At 45.4% G+C, this 18,176-nt stretch carries 10 protein-coding genes and 2 pseudogenes; 6 read left to right on the forward strand and 6 right to left on the reverse strand.

Features of this window, described 5'->3' with window-relative positions; genetic code table 11:
• From RIB93_RS26550 to RIB93_RS26560, 3 genes and pseudogenes are all read right to left on the reverse strand, one after another.
• Positions 1–258 (reverse strand): annotated as a pseudogene (locus RIB93_RS26550) (photosystem II q(b) protein); the annotation flags it as partial.
• Positions 259–400: 142 nt separating this feature from the next.
• Positions 401–1,918, reverse strand: coding sequence for an MBOAT family O-acyltransferase (locus RIB93_RS26555; RefSeq protein ID WP_446377312.1), 1,518 nt, complete (start codon positions 1,916–1,918; stop codon positions 401–403).
• 196 nt (positions 1,919–2,114) lie between these two features.
• Positions 2,115–5,150: a DUF1574 domain-containing protein gene (locus tag RIB93_RS26560; protein ID WP_446377314.1), complete on the reverse strand. Its 3,036-nt coding sequence runs from the start codon at positions 5,148–5,150 to the stop codon at positions 2,115–2,117.
• 226 nt (positions 5,151–5,376) lie between these two features.
• On the opposite strand from RIB93_RS26560, the gene RIB93_RS26565 reads away from it, so the two are divergent.
• Positions 5,377–5,616: a hypothetical protein gene (locus tag RIB93_RS26565; RefSeq protein WP_446377316.1), complete on the forward strand. Its 240-nt coding sequence runs from the start codon at positions 5,377–5,379 to the stop codon at positions 5,614–5,616.
• 296 nt (positions 5,617–5,912) lie between these two features.
• Positions 5,913–9,026: a phosphoenolpyruvate carboxylase gene (ppc, locus tag RIB93_RS26570; RefSeq protein WP_446377318.1), complete on the forward strand. Its 3,114-nt coding sequence runs from the start codon at positions 5,913–5,915 to the stop codon at positions 9,024–9,026.
• Between the two features lie 185 nt (positions 9,027–9,211).
• Here ppc and RIB93_RS26575 read toward each other — a convergent pair whose 3' ends face one another.
• Positions 9,212–10,702, reverse strand: a complete 1,491-nt coding sequence (locus tag RIB93_RS26575) for a GAF domain-containing sensor histidine kinase (RefSeq protein ID WP_446377320.1) — start codon at positions 10,700–10,702, stop codon at positions 9,212–9,214.
• Between the two features lie 332 nt (positions 10,703–11,034).
• On the opposite strand from RIB93_RS26575, the gene RIB93_RS26580 reads away from it, so the two are divergent.
• From RIB93_RS26580 to RIB93_RS26595, 4 genes and pseudogenes are all read left to right on the forward strand, one after another.
• Positions 11,035–12,777 carry a pentapeptide repeat-containing protein gene (locus RIB93_RS26580; RefSeq protein WP_446377322.1) on the forward strand — a complete coding sequence of 581 codons (1,743 nt, stop codon included), beginning with the start codon at positions 11,035–11,037 and terminating at the stop codon, positions 12,775–12,777.
• 272 nt (positions 12,778–13,049) lie between these two features.
• Positions 13,050–13,493 (forward strand): annotated as a pseudogene (locus RIB93_RS26585) (RNA-guided endonuclease TnpB family protein); the annotation flags it as partial.
• A gap of 94 nt (positions 13,494–13,587) precedes the next feature.
• Complete coding sequence (gene metK / locus RIB93_RS26590) at positions 13,588–14,844, forward strand: methionine adenosyltransferase (RefSeq protein ID WP_446377324.1); 1,257 nt, start codon at positions 13,588–13,590, stop codon at positions 14,842–14,844.
• A gap of 194 nt (positions 14,845–15,038) precedes the next feature.
• Positions 15,039–15,293 (forward strand): hypothetical protein, encoded by a 255-nt coding sequence (locus RIB93_RS26595; protein ID WP_006101696.1) that lies wholly within the window; start codon positions 15,039–15,041, stop codon positions 15,291–15,293.
• A gap of 74 nt (positions 15,294–15,367) precedes the next feature.
• Here RIB93_RS26595 and RIB93_RS26600 read toward each other — a convergent pair whose 3' ends face one another.
• Both RIB93_RS26600 and RIB93_RS26605 read right to left on the reverse strand, forming a co-directional pair.
• Entirely contained in the window at positions 15,368–17,215 is a 1,848-nt protein-coding gene (locus RIB93_RS26600) for a DUF6798 domain-containing protein (RefSeq protein WP_446377326.1), read from the reverse strand.
• A 60-nt stretch (positions 17,216–17,275) separates the two neighbouring features.
• The gene (locus RIB93_RS26605; protein WP_446377328.1) at positions 17,276–17,962 is read right to left on the reverse strand and encodes a hypothetical protein; all 687 of its coding nucleotides are present in this window, start codon (positions 17,960–17,962) and stop codon (positions 17,276–17,278) included.
• Positions 17,963–18,176 lie beyond the last annotated feature (214 nt).

An 18,176-nucleotide genomic window follows, 5' to 3' on the forward strand; every position in this document is an offset into this window, starting at 1 on the left:
GGAGGAAGGAACAACAGCACCAGAGATGATGTTGTTACCGTACAGTAAGCTTCCAGCAACAGGCTCGCGGATTCCATCGATGTCCACAGGGGGAGCGGCGATGAAGGCGATGATGAAGCAGGTGGTGGCGGTTAAGAGAGTAGGGATCATCAGTACACCAAACCAGCCGATATACAGGCGGTTTTCGGTGGAAGTCACCCAGCTACAGAACCGTTCCCACAAAGACGCGCTTTCGCGACGTTGTACTGTGGTAGTCATAATTCGATTAGTGCTATTACTTCATGATTCGATTGAAGCAAGGCAAAATTTTTGCCTCATCTTTCATGGTATTCATATTCATTTGAATTTTCCACTGGTTTTATTAATTGATTGAATAGTTTACATAGTTTATACTTATTAATCAGAAATCAAAGTAGATATAAGGTAAACCGCCTTCAGGCGCTAACAACCACACTGCATAAAGGCACAGCGGCACCAAGAGCAACTTCAGGGGCCAGTTGAGTTGTAACTTCAAACCCCGATGAATCCCATAAACACCCGCCATGAACAGGGCAACGATGACCAACAGCAGTGTCAACTCGAAGCGTTCTAAGCCAAAGGCTGTCAAATAAACATTTTCGGCAAACTGCACATCGGCGGGTTGACCCCAAAGGTTCTGGATGACAAAGCCAGCTTGTTTGAGATTAGGTAGCCGGAAGAAAATCCAAGACATGAACACCATCCATTGAGTAATTGCCCACGCCATTAGCACCCCGAATCCCGTTTGCCACCATCCTTTTAGCCAAGCGAAGCGCTCTGATAGCGTTTGGGTTAAGCGATGCACCACCAAAGCCAAACCATGCAATCCTCCCCACACGACAAATCCCCAAGCCGCACCATGCCAAATGCCAATAATCAGCATGACAACAAACAAGTTCAGACAGGTTCGCCCTAATCCTTTGCGTGATCCACCTAAGGGAAAATAGAGATAGTTGCGAATCCAATCCCCTAACGTAATATGCCAGCGCCGCCAGAAATCAGCAATGCTGGTACTAAAGTAAGGAAACTTAAAGTTTTCGGGCAGGTTAAATCCCATGAGGATAGCACTCCCCCGGGCAATATCAACATAGCCGCTAAAATCCAGATAGAGTTGTAATCCATACGCAAAAATAGCCAGCCACAAATCACCACTACCCGCCCGTTCTAAGTTGCCAAAACACAGATCAACAAAAATTCCGATCCGATCCGCCAACAGCGCCTTTTTTACTGCACCACTGGCAATCAACCATAGTCCTTCACTCAGGCGATCAAAACTGGGAAATTGGATATCTTTAAACTCGCTAGCAAACTGATGGTAACGAGTAATCGGTCCTGAAATGAGTTTCGGGAAAAACAATTTGTAGGTCGCAAATTGTAAGCCCTGGCGCGTCGCGGGTGCGCCTCGATATACATCAATTAGATAGGCAATACATTCAAAAACAAAAAACGAAAGTCCCAATGGAGCAATTAAGCGATCGCTAATCCAGCTTGCCCCCTCTCGCGCCACGGGTAAATTCAAGGGGGCGGAGATATTTGTCAGGATAAATGGGACATACTTGAAGCTGACCAAACAGAGAATATTTAAGCCAATCCCTAGCCACAAGAGTCTCAAACGTTTCTGATTCCAAAGTTCTTGTGCCATTAACCACTCTTCATTCGAGAGATGGTTATTGTTGAGATGCGACCCAGGGGATGTATTGACCGCAATTTTCTGCCCCAAGTAAAAATTCAGCCAAACCACAAATAAGAGCAGCGGAATGTATTGAATTTGTAAGCTGCTATAAAAAAGTAAACTGGCAATTAGAAGTATCCATAATCGCCACGATGAAGAACGCTGGCTCCAGTAAATAAACAGGACACCTAGCAAGAATAATCCATAAGTGATGGAGATAAATGCCATTTTTTAATAGGGAGTAGGGAGCTGGGGAAGCTGAGGGAGCAGGGGGAGCAGGGGGAGATGGGGAAGATGGGAGACAAAATTTCTATAGCCCATTACCCTATTGCCTATGACACACCGAGCGAAGTCGAGGTGTTGCCTATTGCCTGTTCCCTGTTCCCTGACGAATGACAAATAACCAATGACAAATGACCAATAACTAATCCCCAACTAATAATGCCCAGGGAATCATCGGGTCTTTCGCCAACTGATTAGACACTTCATACCCGCCGAAGCGATTCAGATGACTGGGGTCAGAAAAATGATCGGGTTTGCCGAGTAATAATCCACTTAAATCCCGAAAAATGAGTTCCCGTTCGACAGCATTCGCGTGCATGTATTGCTTAAATTGCTGTTCGTACTTAAGCCGGACGGGATCTAAGTAATCGTTGGTCAAAGGTAGATTCACAAAAACCACAGTAATGTCATGTTCCTGAGCAAATGTTAACAGGGCATCCAATGCTTGATCTTGCTTACCCCGAAGCTGGAAGGATTGATAATCGCCATCATACGCCCCCGCCACTCTGGGATGGTTCTGATAGTACGTTTCTGGATCAAAGCGAATGGATAAGGGCAGGAAGCCATCCATATCAATGGACATATCCTGGTCTAAGCCTTGCTCGGGTTCAGTAGAACTGGAGACATTGGGCAACGTTTTCACCAAGGAGACAAACTGATCTCTCAATAGGGATTTAAGTTGATCCCGTTGGGGATAGGTTGAGGATAGTCCTGCCAAAAGTTGATTCGTTCCCTTGTCAAGGGATTGATAACTTCTCCTTAATGTGGTCAACGGCTGGGAGGTTTGGTTGGCTTGGGCGGATTGCTGACCTGGGGTATTGGGAAATGTGCCAGCATTAAGCTGACGGTAGCCTTCTGAATCTGCGATCGCCTCAAAGGTAGCATCAACTCGACCACTATTAAAGGCGCGAGCGCCATCTGCCACGATAATTAATTTCGGCAATTGATCCGGGGTGAGAATCCGGCGTGTCATTAAGTCTACAATCTGAGCCGTGGCACCATTAATGCCGAAATTAAACACATCAATGCCTGAATACCCCTCAACCGCTAATGCCTCTTCTAATGCCACCGGATCAATGCCGCGCATGGCTCGAGAACTGCCCATAATTAGCACATCAGGGCGATTTCCTTGTTGCAGGCGCTCTTGGTAAAGGGCTAACTTTTGGTCGAGCAGTGGGTTATTAAACGGGGGATTAGAGGAACGGGCGAGGGCTAACATCGCCGCTTGAGTGGCATCTCCTCGTTCCGAGGGTAAGGAATCATCAATGATAATGCTTTTGTCGCCTTCGCGGGTAAACCCAGAGGCGTTGAAGTCTTCGGCATCCTGATTGTTATCCTGTTGCAACGAGAGTTCAGCCAAATCTACCGGAATCGGTGACTCCTCTGCTGCTGATGCCGCATCTCGCCGGGGTAAACTGCCTTGGGGTTGCAGGATGCGACCAACGGGTCGATCAATCAGAAACATCAGTAATAATCCCATAATCCCCCACACCAATGACACTTTAACTGCTTGTGATGATTCAGAACTGGTGCGTTGGGTATCGACGGTGACACGTTGATTGTCTGGGGTGGGGACAAAAAGCTGGGTCGAACACAACCAGCGTCCAATTGTGCCAACGGCGGTTTTTGACCTGCGCTGTACATCATCTTTGAGCGTTGTGTCTGGTTTATGCTGACGCGATAACGATTGTTCGGTGGGAACAACTAACTCGCTAATGTCTGTATTAGAGGTAACAAATTCGGGAGTGGATTCTGAGGTCAACCGTCGGCGTTCGGTAAAATCTACCCCATAATTCCAGGCGGGAGAGGTTGCGCCAGCAGAACGTCCATAAATCCGGGCTCCAGCGATATTATGGATGGCAAGCTGACGCAGCAGCCGTACAATGGGTAGGCTCACTTGCGCTTTAGAGGGACATAGCGGTGCTTCGCTCATAATGTGCAGCAAGTCGTGTTGACGACGCACTTTGAGCTGAATCCCACCCGTGGCTAGCCGCTGATCCAAATCGGGATTGAGCAACCGTTGTAGTAAAAAGGTGAGGGCATTTAGATTACCCTGTTGTCCCAAGGTATAGCTAGAAGAGGCGAGTTGGGGTTTTTCACTCGCGGGTAAGGTTACCCAATCCACCCAGACAGGTTTTTCCGGTTCAGGTTCGAGGGAAAAGTAATCCGATTCAACGCCATAAATGGTTGCCGCTTTAATCCCTTGGGGCTTTAATGATTTGAGTAGAGGCGCGATCGCATTCATGGCAGTGGTTTGGTCAGGAACTGGAGTTTTGCCCAGATCCAAGGCACTGCAAAACAGATGCAGGGTGGTTTCTTTTAAGACAGCCCGCACCGTCATCCCCACTCGCGCTAGCATTTGATTCGACAGCGTGGCGATCGCTTCCACATCTCCCCAACGCGCCCAATCCTTAAGCATCACGTCAGAGGGGGTTAAATCCACCCGCACCATCCATTCTGGAGTGGATTCTCCACGCACTTGAGCGCTGATGGCGGCGTCTTTAAACTCAGTCAGTTCCAGAGAGCGTAACTGCTGCACAATAGGCTCAGACAGTAATGCCACATCTGGGCTATAGTTCGACGTACAGATCACCCACAGCCGCCGATGATCAGGTGGTGAGGATTGAGACGGGATTTTGGGTTTTTGCTTGACGAGGGACTGTTCTCGATTGTCCTTGGTTGGCAAGTCCTGAATCTGGACATTGACACTCACACCCAAATGACTCAGATTAGCACTGAGATACCGGGCGATCGCGTCGGGTGAACCCGAACGGGCGAGACTTTCATGGGAGATGACAAACGCTGACTGAGCGGACGTCGTTTCCCACGAGGACTCAGGACGAGATTCAGTGTTATGGGTATCTGTGTTGAGGCGAATTTCCTTGACCCATTCCGGACGTGATTGGGAAACTTGACGCCCGTAGATAATAATTTGGTAGATCGGGGTTTCCAGAGCAATCGGAAAGATAGCGGTGTCTGGCTTAGTTTTAAGGGCTTTAAGCAAGCGATTGACTACCGTTTGAGAGGGAATACGTTCACGGCTTTCACAAAGAATATGTAAATTATTCCCTCGTAACCGGACTCTCAGGCACACCCCCGGTTGACCGATGGCATCGTATACCCATTGAGCCAAAGAGGACGGATGATTGTTGTAGTTGCGCTCTTCGACATCCAACATTACAAATTTGTTACCTGAACTGATGACGGCGGCTGATTTTTTCTCTCATGATTGCACATGAGCGCAAAAAACGGGGGAGTTAGGGGCAGAGGGGGTAGAGACGTGCCATGGCGCGTCTGGGAGCTGGGAAATTGGGAGCAACTATAGTCTAGTATCAAATTGGGATCGGTCTTGGTCTTTGTCAACAATTAACTGTTGTTCGTTCGTGCGAGGTTGAATTTTAGTTATGGCATCAGTGAACCCAGATCCACAGGTAGCAGTCAACCCCTTACCGGAGTCCGCTAAACATTCAGCAGACCTCTTATTAAGTTTAGCCACAGGTCCAATGATTGTAGGGGTGATTTCCCTAAACACAATTGGCTCATGGCTGCAACAGGTAGGAGAAGCCAGCGAGGAAGTCTTTCGGGGCGATCGCTTACCGATTCTCCCCTTCCCGGATACGCCTCCTTCCCCCTCTAACGACTAGCGCAGCGGGCATAAAAATACTTGACTTCGTAGATACGATGAAGCTGGGGGAGCTGGGGGAGCAGAGGGAGCAGAGGGAGCAGAGGGAGCAGAGGGAGCGGGGGGAGCAATGTAGAGACGTGCCATGGCGCGTCTGGGAGCTGGGGGAGCGGGGGGAGATGTTAGCTGTTCAGTTATTTCTGCCCGGATGCACTAGTGTAGGTGGGAAACTTCAACGAATTTGTCAATAATGAAACTATACAGGGTAGCATTAACCCCGTACAATGGATCATCCTTGTCTTACTGCCAACAGACCCTATGAGTTCTCTCCTCCACTCATCCAATCAGGAATTGACCATCCCATCTACATCCCAATCCAAACTCCTGTTGCGTCACCGCATCAAAGTTGTGGAACAGTTGTGGGAGTCGGTTCTCCTTTCTGAATGTGGTCAAGAACTGGTCGATTTGCTGGCGTCTTTGCGCCAATTAAGTTCGCCAGAAGGACAAGCCACGGGATTTTCGCTTTCATCGATTCCGGAAGTGATCGAAGGGCTTGACCTTAACGCCGCGATTCGGGCATCTCGTGCTTTTGCGCTTTATTTCCAACTGATTAATGGTGTCGAACAACATTACGAACAGCGCGATCAACAACTTTTGCGACGGGCTACCTACAATACATTAGCGGGGAGCGATCGCACCTCTCGCACCTCGATGAAAGCTAATGGCAGTTCACTCCAAGCATCCAACAACGGTGACGAGGCTAAACCATCCGGGAGTGAACCGATGGCGGATTTATTAGAAAAACGTTGGCAGGACGATAGAAAAGCCGCAAATACCAACAGTACCTTCCATTGGCTATTTCCTTATCTACGTGAGCTCAACGTACCCCCCCAGCATATTCAGCGGCTAATTGATAATCTAGATATTCGCCTAGTCTTTACCGCACACCCAACAGAAATTGTCCGACATACGATTCGACAAAAACAGCGGCGTATTTCTACAATTCTGCAACAGCTTGACCAAGCCGAGGAAGCATCACGGGCTTTAGGATTGAACTCATCCTGGGAAGTAGAAGACTACACCGAACAACTTAGAGAAGAGATTCGGTTGTGGTGGCGTACCGATGAACTGCATCAATTTAAGCCCACGGTTCTGGATGAGGTGGATTACACCCTCCACTATTTTCAAGAAGTCTTATTTGATGCCATTCCCCAACTCTATCACCGCTTAAAACAGGGTATACAATCGTCCTTTCCCTGGCTGAATCCACCCCGGAAAAACTTCTGTAAGTTTGGCTCTTGGGTGGGATCGGATCGGGACGGAAACCCCTCCGTTAAACCGGAAGTGACCTGGCAAACGGCTTGCTATCAGAGAAATCTGGTTCTGGAAAAATATATCCACTCGGTTAAACATCTGAACAATTTGTTGAGCTTGTCACTGCACTGGAGTGATGTCCTACCGGAACTATTGGACTCTCTGGAGCAAGATCGCTCCCAAATACCGGAGGTTTATGAGCAACTGGCGATTCGTTACCGCCAAGAACCCTATCGCCTCAAACTTTCCTACATTCAGCAACGACTGGAAAATACACTGGAGCGTAATCTCCACCTTTCTGAGTGCAAACCACTACAGGCAATTGGTCTGGAAACGACTAACCCCTGCATTTACAACTCTGACCAGGAATTTTTGGCAGAATTACGACTGATTCAACGGAATCTAGCCGAGACGGGGTTAAGTTGTCAGGAACTAGAGACGCTGATCTGTCAGGTGGAAATTTATGGGTTTAATCTGGCACACCTAGATATTCGTCAGGAAAGTTCTCGTCATAGTGATACGATGCACGAGATTACCGACTATCTACAGATTCTACCCAAGCCCTATAACGAATTATCCGAAGCCGAACGCACCGAATGGTTAACCAACGAGTTACCCACGCGCCGCCCCTTAATTCCGGGTGAACTCCCCTTTTCTCCAGAAGCCTGTGAAACCATAGAAACTTTCCGCATGTTGCGGCGGCTGCAACAAGAGTTTGGTGAACAAATTTGCCAAACATACATTATTAGCATGAGCCATGAAGCCAGCGACTTGTTGGAAGTGTTGCTCTTGGCTCAGGAAGCTGGACTCTATGATCCAGCAACCGGAAGGAGTAGTATTCAGGTTGTCCCCTTATTTGAAACGGTAGATGACTTAAAACGAGCGCCAAGGGTGATGAAATCCCTGTTTGAGTTACCCCTGTATCGGGCGTGTTTAGCCGGCGGTTATCAGGCGCTGAAGGATTACGAAAAGACGATGGCTGACCAGGGTTCTCCTGCTTTCCCATCTTATCCTCAACCGTTGCAGGAGATAATGCTGGGCTACTCAGACAGTAATAAGGATTCTGGGTTCTTAAGCAGTAATTGGGAAATTCACAAAGCCCAAAAAGCCCTACAGCAAATTGCCGAAGACTATGGGATTGCTGTACGTATTTTCCACGGACGCGGCGGTTCCGTGGGGCGTGGCGGTGGACCGACGTATGAGGCGATTCTGGCGCAACCCGGGCGGAGTATCCAGGGACGGATTAAGATTACGGAACAGGGCGAGGTGCTGGCGTCGAAGTATTCTCTGCCCGAGTTGGCACTTTATCACCTGGAAACGGTAACCACGGCGGTGATTCAAGCGAGTCTTTTGGGAAGCGGCTTTGATAACCTGGAACCGTGGAACGAAATCATGGAAGAATTGGCGGTGCGATCGCGCCAACATTATCGGGGGTTTGTGTATGAGCAGCCGGATTTCTTGGATTTCTTTAATGAAGTGACGCCGATTCAGGAAATTAGCCAGTTGCAAATCAGTTCCCGTCCCACTCGTCGCGGTGGTAAGAAAGATTTTAGCAGTCTGCGGGCAATTCCTTGGGTGTTTAGTTGGACGCAAAGTCGTTTCTTATTACCCAGTTGGTATGGTGTGGGTGCGGCGTTGAAAGGGTTTTTGGATGAAGAACCCGAAGAAAATTTGAAGCTGTTGCGTTATTTTTACTTCAAGTGGCCCTTTTTTAAGATGGTCATTTCCAAGGTAGAGATGACGTTAGCAAAAGTGGATTTGCAAATTGCGGGTCATTATGTGGAGAAATTGGCCCATCCCGATGATCGAGAACGGTTTGATCGGTTATTCCAGCAAATTAGCGAGGAATTTAACTTGACTCGTGAGATAATCTCGTTAATTACCGGACATAAGCAGTTACTGGATGGTGATCCAGAGTTACAGCGATCGGTACACTTGCGGAATGGTACGATTGTTCCCCTGGGTTTCTTGCAAGTCTCTTTGCTGAAACGGTTGCGCCAGCATAGCAGTCAGATGGCATCGGGGTTTGTCCAATCTCGGTATAGTAAAGGTGAGTTACTGCGGGGTGCGTTGTTGACAATTAACGGGATTGCTGCGGGTATGCGGAATACGGGTTGATTGTTATTGGTCATTGGTCATTGGTCGTTGTAGGGGCGACCCGCCTGCACTAATGAACAACATCAATGTACTTAATAAACTCGGGTCGCCCTCCACTGGCGCTGGCGCTTAAAACCTTGCCAGCATTGGTTTTTACCTTAAGTTGACACCAATGTCGCCCCTACAGAAGTCTCGTCAGCACCGGGCTACGGATCTAACTTAGGCAAACTGATGATATAGCGATCGCCTGATTCCGACAAACCCTGTACCGCCAGTTTTCCGTGGTGGAGTTCGGCTAAATGACAACTGAGGAATAAGCCCAAACTTTCACGCGAATCGGTTTTCAGCAGCATTTCCTTCCCATTTACCATCAAGGTTTTGGACATGGAGACACTGGACAAAATGGGCGTTTTCAATGTCAAAGAAACAGGGGAAGCCGCCTCACCGTTTTGCTTTGGCTTCTCGCTGTCTCGCCCCATTACGCATACGTCAGTCAATTCCTCATAGACGGTGGGGACGCCCTCTCCTAGCCACGGATGAGACACCCAAACCGCCATATTCAGCGTATCAATTTTGCGAGAAACATGAAGGCGAATTTCTCCTCCCGCTTCTGCCGAATAAATCACGCTGAGGATAACGTAGTACAGCATTTGCTGCACTTTTTCTTTATCGAGTAACCACAGCCGAGTTCCCGGTTCTATGGTCAAACGAATTTGTTGCTGATTTTGCTCGGCGGTTTCAACCAGAGAATGAATTGCCTTTTGACAAAGCATTTCGATATCGACTGGACTCAAATTCAGATACGGTGGATTATTAATTTCATCAAATACATCCAGAGCCATAATTTCCTCAACCAAGGAAACGAGATGCTGACCACTTTGATGGATAATTTCTAAATATTCTTTTTGTTTGTCAGTGAGTTCACCATAAATTTGGCGATTGAGAACACTTGCCATGCCCATAATGGAGGTTAATGGAGTTCGCAGTTCTTGGGTTAGATGTGTGAGCAGTTGCAGCTTGATTGAGTGAGTTGAGGAGAACGGAACAGAGGATTCGCTAACCCTACTCTGAGGAAAATTGGACTCATTGGGGGTTAGGGATTCACTCGCCTGAGGAAAATCAGGTAGAATTGAGGCGTGCGATCGCAACTGATAATTTCGCTCAAATTCACTCAGACACCATCGGGCGGTCATTGCCAAAAACTCAATATCTCTAGGGCTAAAAGAACGCGGAACTAAATCCATAACCGCCAACGTACCTAAGCACAATCCATCGGCTGTGAATAAAGGCGCTCCCAAATAAGCGCGGATACCGTAGTAACCTACGAGCAAACTTTGGGCAAAAACTGGATTGCTTGCCGTATCATGAATCGCTAAAACCTGCTGACTCTCGACAACATACGTACAGAAACTTTCCTGACGGTGTAATTGACGCGATTGGGCAAGGGGATTCATCAAACCCACTCTCGATAAACCAACGGCTGATTGAATCAAGAGTTGATCAGTTGTCAGGAAACCCAACCAACCGATAGGAACCTCTAAAAATCGCACCGCCGTCTGAGTCGCTTCCTGGAAAACGGCGATTCCTTCGGCTTCGAGTAAACCGAGTTCTTGGAGAGTTGCAAGCCGTTTTTGGTCGTGTGCAGTTGAGTTCAAACCATTCAGAGGACAACAAATTCTCGTTTCCAGCTCTGCCATAACTCCCCTTTCCCTATAGACTCTAGAAATAGACAAATTCAACGTATCTAAGCCAACCCATAATGTTACGCTTCATACATAAGGTTCCCCTGTGAGGGAGAAAAAACAACATAATTTGTAAAAGTATGTAGAGACGTGCCATGGCACGTCTGGGAGCTGGGGAAGATGGGGAAGCGGGGGAAGCTGGGGAAGATAAGGGAGAGGGAGATAGGTAATATGAGGGCGTTAACTCAAAACCAAAAAGCGAAAAGTCAAAACCAGGTTCCCTTGAGCCAAGCGAAGGGTCAAAACTCAAAACTCCCCCAATCCCCTTAAATGGCAAACTGGAAATAATGCAAGTCCAGAACTTTCTCACTCGTTACCGCCAAGGAGACCGTGATTTTGCCCAGGTTGACCTGAGTGGTGTTAACCTGAAGGGGGCAGATTTGCGGACGATTAACTTAAGTGGGGCTAACCTGACGAATACCAACCTCAGTTGGGCGTCCCTTGACTACGCTAATCTCAGTGGTGCTTGTCTGCATCAGGCAGATTTACACAACGCGATCCTAAAACATAGTAATCTTAACCAAGCCATCTTGACCCGTGTAAATCTCAGCAAGGTGGATGGGCAATCCGCTAGTCTTTGCCAAGCTAATTTAAGTTGGGTAGAAGCCCCCTACTGTAACTTGAGTGGTGCAAATCTCCAGGCAGCCCAGTTGAATCATAGTAATCTTACAGGGGCTACCCTGGATAAAACTCAGCTTATTAGCACACAGTTAATGGCGGCTAATCTCTGCCACGCCAGTCTCATTGCTGCCAATCTTACCACAGCCAACCTGCGGGAAGTTCTATTAGAGAAAGCCAATTTACGAGACGCGATATTAGTCGGTGCGACATTAACCGAAGCTAACCTGCGTCAGGCTTGTTTGCGCCGTGCCAACCTCACTCAGGCAGAACTCTATCGAGCTATTTTAACCGATGCCGATCTCAGTGAAGTCACAGGCGATCGCGTAAATTTGAGTCGGGCAAATCTGATGGGAGCGTATTTACTCAGAGCCAGCTTCGTTGGCGCTAACTTGCGACGCACAGTTCTCCAAAATGTCTATTGTTTACAGACAAATTTGACAGCGGCTAATCTGCAAGGGGCAGATTTACGACAGGCTGATTTAAGTGGGGCTTATTTAAATGAAACGATTTTAACCGAGGCAAATTTAACCGATGCCTATTTGATTGGCAGCTATTTAATTCGCACCCAACTTGATCAAGCCCAACTCACTGGATGTTGTATCCACAACTGGCATTTAGAAGAAGTGGATTTGACAAATGTGAATTGTCGTTACCTATTTACCCAGTTTAATTGGGAAACGAAAACGCCGAATAAACGCTATCCGCCTACAGGTGATTTGATACCGGGACAACTGAGTCAAGAGAAAACGACTGATTTGCTCTTAATCGAGGTTCCTTTCTCGGAGATGCCAAATAGAGAGGTATTGGTATTTACCCTCGCCCAAGTCGAACAGGAATATCCTAATCTAAAACTGTCGCTGAAAGCCTTGAGTAAACAATTCGATCACTATATTCTTTACCTATCGACAAAACCGGGAGTCAATTCCCAAGCGGTGAATCAACGCATCCTGCAACTCTATCCCCAAATGTACCAGCGTTTTGCCCATCACCGTCGAACAATTTGGCAATTGCTAGAGATAGACAAATCTGGAGACTCCCAAGTCAACTCGTCGTTAAATTCGGCTACCTCACCCAATCCAACTCAAGTTTTAGCCAATAATCGCCGCCGTATCTATAAGGAAGTTATTCATCAAATCCAACAAATTATTCTATTCCAGCCGCCTGACAAATGCGCCGAAGGTATACAGCGACTGTTGGATTTTTTACGTCAACAGAATATTCCCACCCAAGATATTGTGCAAAAAATCATTCGTCAATCCATGCTCAGGCGGGCGAAACGCGATCCTTTATTTCAAATGCAGTTATTGGCATGGGAAAAAACGGCGGATCAAGCGGCTCGTCTGTCTTTGAGCGGGCAAGCTATGCAGGGCGCGATCGCTCTTATCCTGTCTCAAGTCCAGCCGCCTTAAACAACTGTCCCTGACTTAATTACAAATTAGGGCGTGTTGCCAAAACCGGAAACAAGAAAAATAAAGCGTTTGTCTAAGGAAAAGCTTAACTAACACTTGACAAATAATCGAATTTTCAGTATAAGAATGATCAGTCTTAGGTGAGAGAGGCGGTAAAGTTTTTTTAACATTCAACAGTTCTGGATGGAGAATAGAGCAAATTCTGTTAAACTTCTGTGATCAGTGGGTAATCCCCTCTCTGTATCGTGTATGATAACAAGCTACAACCCTAGGGACAAAAAAACGGTTCCCAGATTGGGAAACGGGGAAACCAAAACTTTATGCCCATTCCCACGGGGAGGTTAATTGAACGCCTCAAACAGCTTTGTACAGAGTATGGGATTTTGTTGACCCTGACAGAAGAAGCATATACCAGCCAAGCATCATTCTTAGATGGTGATTCGTTACCGAAACACGGTGAGAAACCCCAAAGGTGGACACCATCGGGGAAAAGAGTGAAACGTGGACTGTATAAAGCATCTGGCAATCAGCTAGTTAACGCTGATTGCAATGGGGCGGGGAATATACTCAGAAAAGTAGCCACACAGCTAGGGTTAAATCTAGCCAAGGTGGGTAGAGGCAGCTTGACACTGCCAAAACGGTATGACTTGTTTTCTAAGCTAAAACGATCATATCGTGAGAAATGTGAAGCGACAGTCTTTCAAGCTGTCGCGTAGCATCAACTCAGAATCCACTCTCTTTTAAGGAGTGGAGATGTCAACCTAAACCCTTAATTCAGTGTAGCTGCCGTTTCTTAAGGAGATTAGTCCATTGCCTCGTCGCTACCTATTTACGTCCGAATCGGTTACAGAAGGTCATCCCGATAAAATCTGTGATCAGATTTCCGATACGATCTTAGATGCTCTACTCACCCAAGACAACCGCAGCCGTGTTGCCGCAGAAGTAGTGGTTAATACAGGATTGGTATTGATTACGGGTGAAATTACCTCCAATGCTAACGTAAATTACGTTGATATAGCCCGTAAAAAAATTGCTGAAATTGGCTATACCGACGCCGATAACGGCTTCTCCGCCAATAGCTGTTCCGTCTTAGTCGCCCTGGATGAACAATCTCCAGATATTTCTCAAGGTGTCACCACCGCTCAAGAAACGCGAGACAAGTTGAGTGACGATGAACTCGATGCGATTGGTGCCGGGGATCAAGGGTTGATGTTTGGTTTTGCCTGCAACGAAACCCCAGAACTCATGCCCATGCCCCTGAGTCTGGCACATCGCTTGTCTCGACAGTTAACCGCCGTCCGTAAGTCAGGACAGTTGCCTTACCTGCGTCCCGATGGCAAAACCCAAGTGACGGTACTCTACGAAGATGGCAAACCCATCGGCATTGATACCATCTTAATCTCGACCCAACACACCGCCACCATTGGTGAGATTACCAGTGAAGCGGCTGTCCGAGCCAAAATTCAAGACGATCTCTGGTCAGCAGTAGTCGAACCGACGTTTGGAGATATTGAGATTAAGCCCGATAATAATACCCGTTTCTTAGTCAACCCCACCGGGAAATTTGTGATTGGTGGACCTCAAGGGGATTCAGGTCTCACAGGGCGAAAAATCATTATTGATACCTACGGTGGCTATTCCCGTCACGGCGGCGGGGCATTTTCGGGCAAAGACCCCACTAAGGTAGACCGTTCGGCAGCCTATGCTTGTCGTTATGTTGCCAAAAATATTGTGGCAGCAGGTTTAGCCGAAAAGTGCGAAGTTCAGCTCAGTTATGCCATTGGTGTTGCCCGCCCTGTCAGTATTATGGTAGAAACCTTTGGTACGGGTAAAGTTGAAGAAGAAAAATTGCTAGAACTGGTAGAGCAGCATTTTGAACTGCGTCCAGCCGGGATTATTCAAGCCTTTAATCTGCTGGAACTCCCGAAATTACGAGGCGGTCGCTTCTATCAAGATGTCGCGGCTTATGGTCATTTTGGACGTCCTAATTTGGATTTGCCTTGGGAACATACCGATAAAGCGGAACTACTTAAAGAAGCCCTCAAATCATCGTTAGCCACCGTGTAAGCCGATTAATTTAATAGTTAGATCCCCGACTTCTTCAAGAAGTCGGGGATCTGAAGAAGTTGGGGATATGTGCGAGTAGGAATTGATTTTTTAGGCTCTATCAGAAAAGATTTCCATCTATTGATAGATGCGTCTTCGCAACGTTTCAACTAGCTTGAGAGTGAGAATTAAAGAAAAGAAGGACAAGTGAAAGTATGGCAGCTTCAAATCCGCTCAAAGGCACTGATTTAGTTGATTGTGCTAAAGCGAACGCCAAGCAGGGACCCGAAACAGCCGCGAAACTCTGTGGCTACGGAGACGATATCTCAACCTTTACAGCGGAACTCAAGAAAGCCTGTGAGGGTATGGGTATCGAAATTGATCAAGTCAGCGATTTAATGACTGAGCAGCAGGCTCGAATTAAAGGTGACACTGAAGTTATTGCTCCGGAAACACCAACGAATCTTTAACGCAACAATAGGAAAATCCTTCGCTTGTCGGAAGTTCCCCTAGATGGAGGAACTTCTGGTTAGTGGGGAATCTATTAGTTATCAATTTTATAGAGAACCCATTTCCATTCCCTATCTACTACCACACCTTGAATATTGGAATGCCAATCTGAGCGGGTAAGAATGTAATTGGCATCAAACTTCCTAGCAATATTTACTAACTCGGAACTACTTCGTTTTTGGAACAGTGAATCTACATTACGCCAGGAGAGTGGAGGTTTTGTTGAGCCTAAAACAGTCTCTATCCGATTTGCCCATTCTTGGAGTCCACTGTCTGTGTAAGGAGAGCTATTAAATGTAAAAACAAGGGATCTCTGAGAGTAGAACCTAAACTTTGTCAAGGAAGGAGGAGCTAAGACAAGCGCATCTGGACTACTATCTTGACGAAATCGTAAAGCTAGTTTGGTCAAGCTATCTCCCGGAACTTGATATAGAGTAATTCTCTTTTGAAAGACATTTGATAAATTACCCGGCAGCACTTCCAATAAACCAAGACCCAAGAATGTGCAACTGGTGAACGCTAGAGCATAGGTAGTAATTATCTTAATTCGACGAGTTGTGAACAAAAACTCTTCCAAAATAAATGGGAAAGCAAGAACAAAGAAAAGAGCGGATTTCCAGAATAAACGATTTAATGCCTCTGTTAGGGAAGAAGGAGGCGGATAGAAGGCAAAAAGAAGTAGCAAGACGAATATAGTTATCCAAGTAACTGTTCGTGATTGTACTAATTGAAAAGAATTATTAGCTTTTAGGATGATTAAACCGACAGCTACACAAAATAGAAGTATAGCACCATTATGCAGTATTGGAGTTATAAGTAACAGTAAGCTAACCGCCCTGTTGCCTTGTCGATAATGTTCATAGACCAACACGCTGATAGCGATGAGTACCATAAGCTGTGCGAAGGGAGTCGTTCTTGCTAGCTGTAGCTTGGCGAATAAAGACAAGGGATATATTTCTACAAAAAGGTAACCCAGTAAAAGGCTGAAAAACGCGGTAAAAATAACGATAACGAGGTTAATTTTGTCTTCTGAATCCAGAGATTCAGAACTTTTAATACATAATAAACCTCCAGCCATAAAGAAGACCAAATTTCTCCAGAGTCGCGTTGGCCAAGTGGAAGGAATAATATGGTGGGGTTGACGGATGTGTCCGTAGAGGTATACAAATTCTGCATTGTCAATTATTCCACTACCAGTATTCCCGCTAACTACCATTGGTACATAAACTAAACATGCTAAAATACCTAGAGTTAGAAAAGGAAATACTATACTTGGCAGTTTATTTGTTCTCTTTGCCTCAATAAAAAGCAGCGGAGCCATCAATAATCCTGGAAGAATTCCTACGATAAACTGGATGATGCAGGCTAGTCCGAAAAATAAATAACCTAATATCCACCGTTTGGAAAAACAAAAATAAATTCCCCATATTGTAAAACCCATGGCAAAGATTGCTGGGATAGGTTCTGATCTAAATAGAGAGACATACCCTATAGTTCCATCTACAGCAACTAGACCCAAAAATGCTAATACTGTTGCTGGCAACCTGGCATGACCGAACCGCTTTCCAAGAGCATATAACCCCAATATGAAAGAAGAAAAAGATATAAGATAATATAAAAAGTAGGTTAGCCGTAATCCTAGACCGACTTTTGCTGTGAAATACATTAAGTATTGATAGTAATATCGTGGTGTTATCTGAAGTGTGTCCTGAATATAAAAATCTTTTGGGTACAAATCTGGATTTAATAAAGATAGAACCGGAGGTACTTCTATAAGATTATTAGATGAAGGAAATTTATAACCATAGGCTATTAGTGAAGCCGAGATAATGAATATCCATAGACAGGTTTTTAGTAGTGTGTTTTTTGAGTTATTTGTCATGTTTATAAACTCTATTTAATTTATTTACTGTGTATTAAATTGTAATTTATTGTACTTTGATCATGATTCAATACTTGCTTTATGGGTACTTTTTTTAACAACAAAAACTGTCATCATAGTTGCATAAATAACTATCAAAAACGAACCAATAAACAAACCCCAAGACACCCAATTAAATCCACTCATTAAAAGCAAACTTAAGACTAATAATACATTTATTTTGTTGGATAATATAAATTCCTCCTCAGATAAAATAATTATCAAAGCTAGGGGCATAATCCATTGCACATCAGCGTAAGAGTTTCTATAGGCAGGAATAAAATATTCGCTAATTAAAACCATAAATGAACTCAACAAAAATACTAAATCTGTCGAGCTATTGAACTTTCGATATTTAAAAATAAAAGCACATAAAACAATAAATACTAATGCTAGTAATATAATCAACATATTAGGATAGAGCTTAATGTCGAAAAATCTATTAAAAAGATACATCAGTGATGTAGTCAACTTTGGTACATTCATCGCATCAGGCAGGTTTGTCATTCCTTCAATAACTTTTGGATAAACAACATCAGTTCTTGGTTGACTTTTTATCACCCCTAATTTAATTAATCCATGTATTTTCATAGCAGATGAGTAACTTTTCCATATTGAAAAATCGGCGAGTATAAATGATGAAAGTAATCCAGCTATTATACCTATTACAGTTCCAAGCAATAATTTCCATTTCTTGTAAAGCAACATGGGGATAGTTGCTACTAAAATAGGAGGTCTAAAACGGCTCTTCTAGAGTAATTATGATAAATTACCTGTAAAGAAAAACAAATAATTGAAATATTTTTACACTCAAAGTTGCTTTGAGTTCCTGCTGTACCTTGATTTGAGGTCAGCTTTTATGATATAAAGTATTCTGAAAATGAACAGCAAAAATCAAAGATTAATACTATGCCATCTAACT

The organism is Coleofasciculus sp. D1-CHI-01, from assembly GCF_040218875.1.
Taxonomy (GTDB): domain Bacteria; phylum Cyanobacteriota; class Cyanobacteriia; order Cyanobacteriales; family Coleofasciculaceae; genus Coleofasciculus.

Excerpts from the sequence above, each read along its gene's own strand:
- RIB93_RS26555 (WP_446377312.1), bottom strand. The coding sequence starts at position 1,918 with ATGGCATTTATCTCCATCACTTATGGATTATTCTTGCTAGGTGTCCTG.
- RIB93_RS26560 (WP_446377314.1), bottom strand. The coding sequence starts at position 5,150 with ATGTTGGATGTCGAAGAGCGCAACTACAACAATCATCCGTCCTCTTTG.
- RIB93_RS26565 (WP_446377316.1), top strand. The coding sequence starts at position 5,377 with ATGGCATCAGTGAACCCAGATCCACAGGTAGCAGTCAACCCCTTACCG.
- ppc (WP_446377318.1), top strand. The coding sequence starts at position 5,913 with ATGAGTTCTCTCCTCCACTCATCCAATCAGGAATTGACCATCCCATCT.
- RIB93_RS26575 (WP_446377320.1), bottom strand. The coding sequence starts at position 10,702 with ATGGCAGAGCTGGAAACGAGAATTTGTTGTCCTCTGAATGGTTTGAAC.
- RIB93_RS26580 (WP_446377322.1), top strand. The coding sequence starts at position 11,035 with ATGCAAGTCCAGAACTTTCTCACTCGTTACCGCCAAGGAGACCGTGAT.
- RIB93_RS26595 (WP_006101696.1), top strand. The coding sequence starts at position 15,039 with ATGGCAGCTTCAAATCCGCTCAAAGGCACTGATTTAGTTGATTGTGCT.
- RIB93_RS26600 (WP_446377326.1), bottom strand. The coding sequence starts at position 17,215 with ATGACAAATAACTCAAAAAACACACTACTAAAAACCTGTCTATGGATA.
- RIB93_RS26605 (WP_446377328.1), bottom strand. The coding sequence starts at position 17,962 with ATGTTGCTTTACAAGAAATGGAAATTATTGCTTGGAACTGTAATAGGT.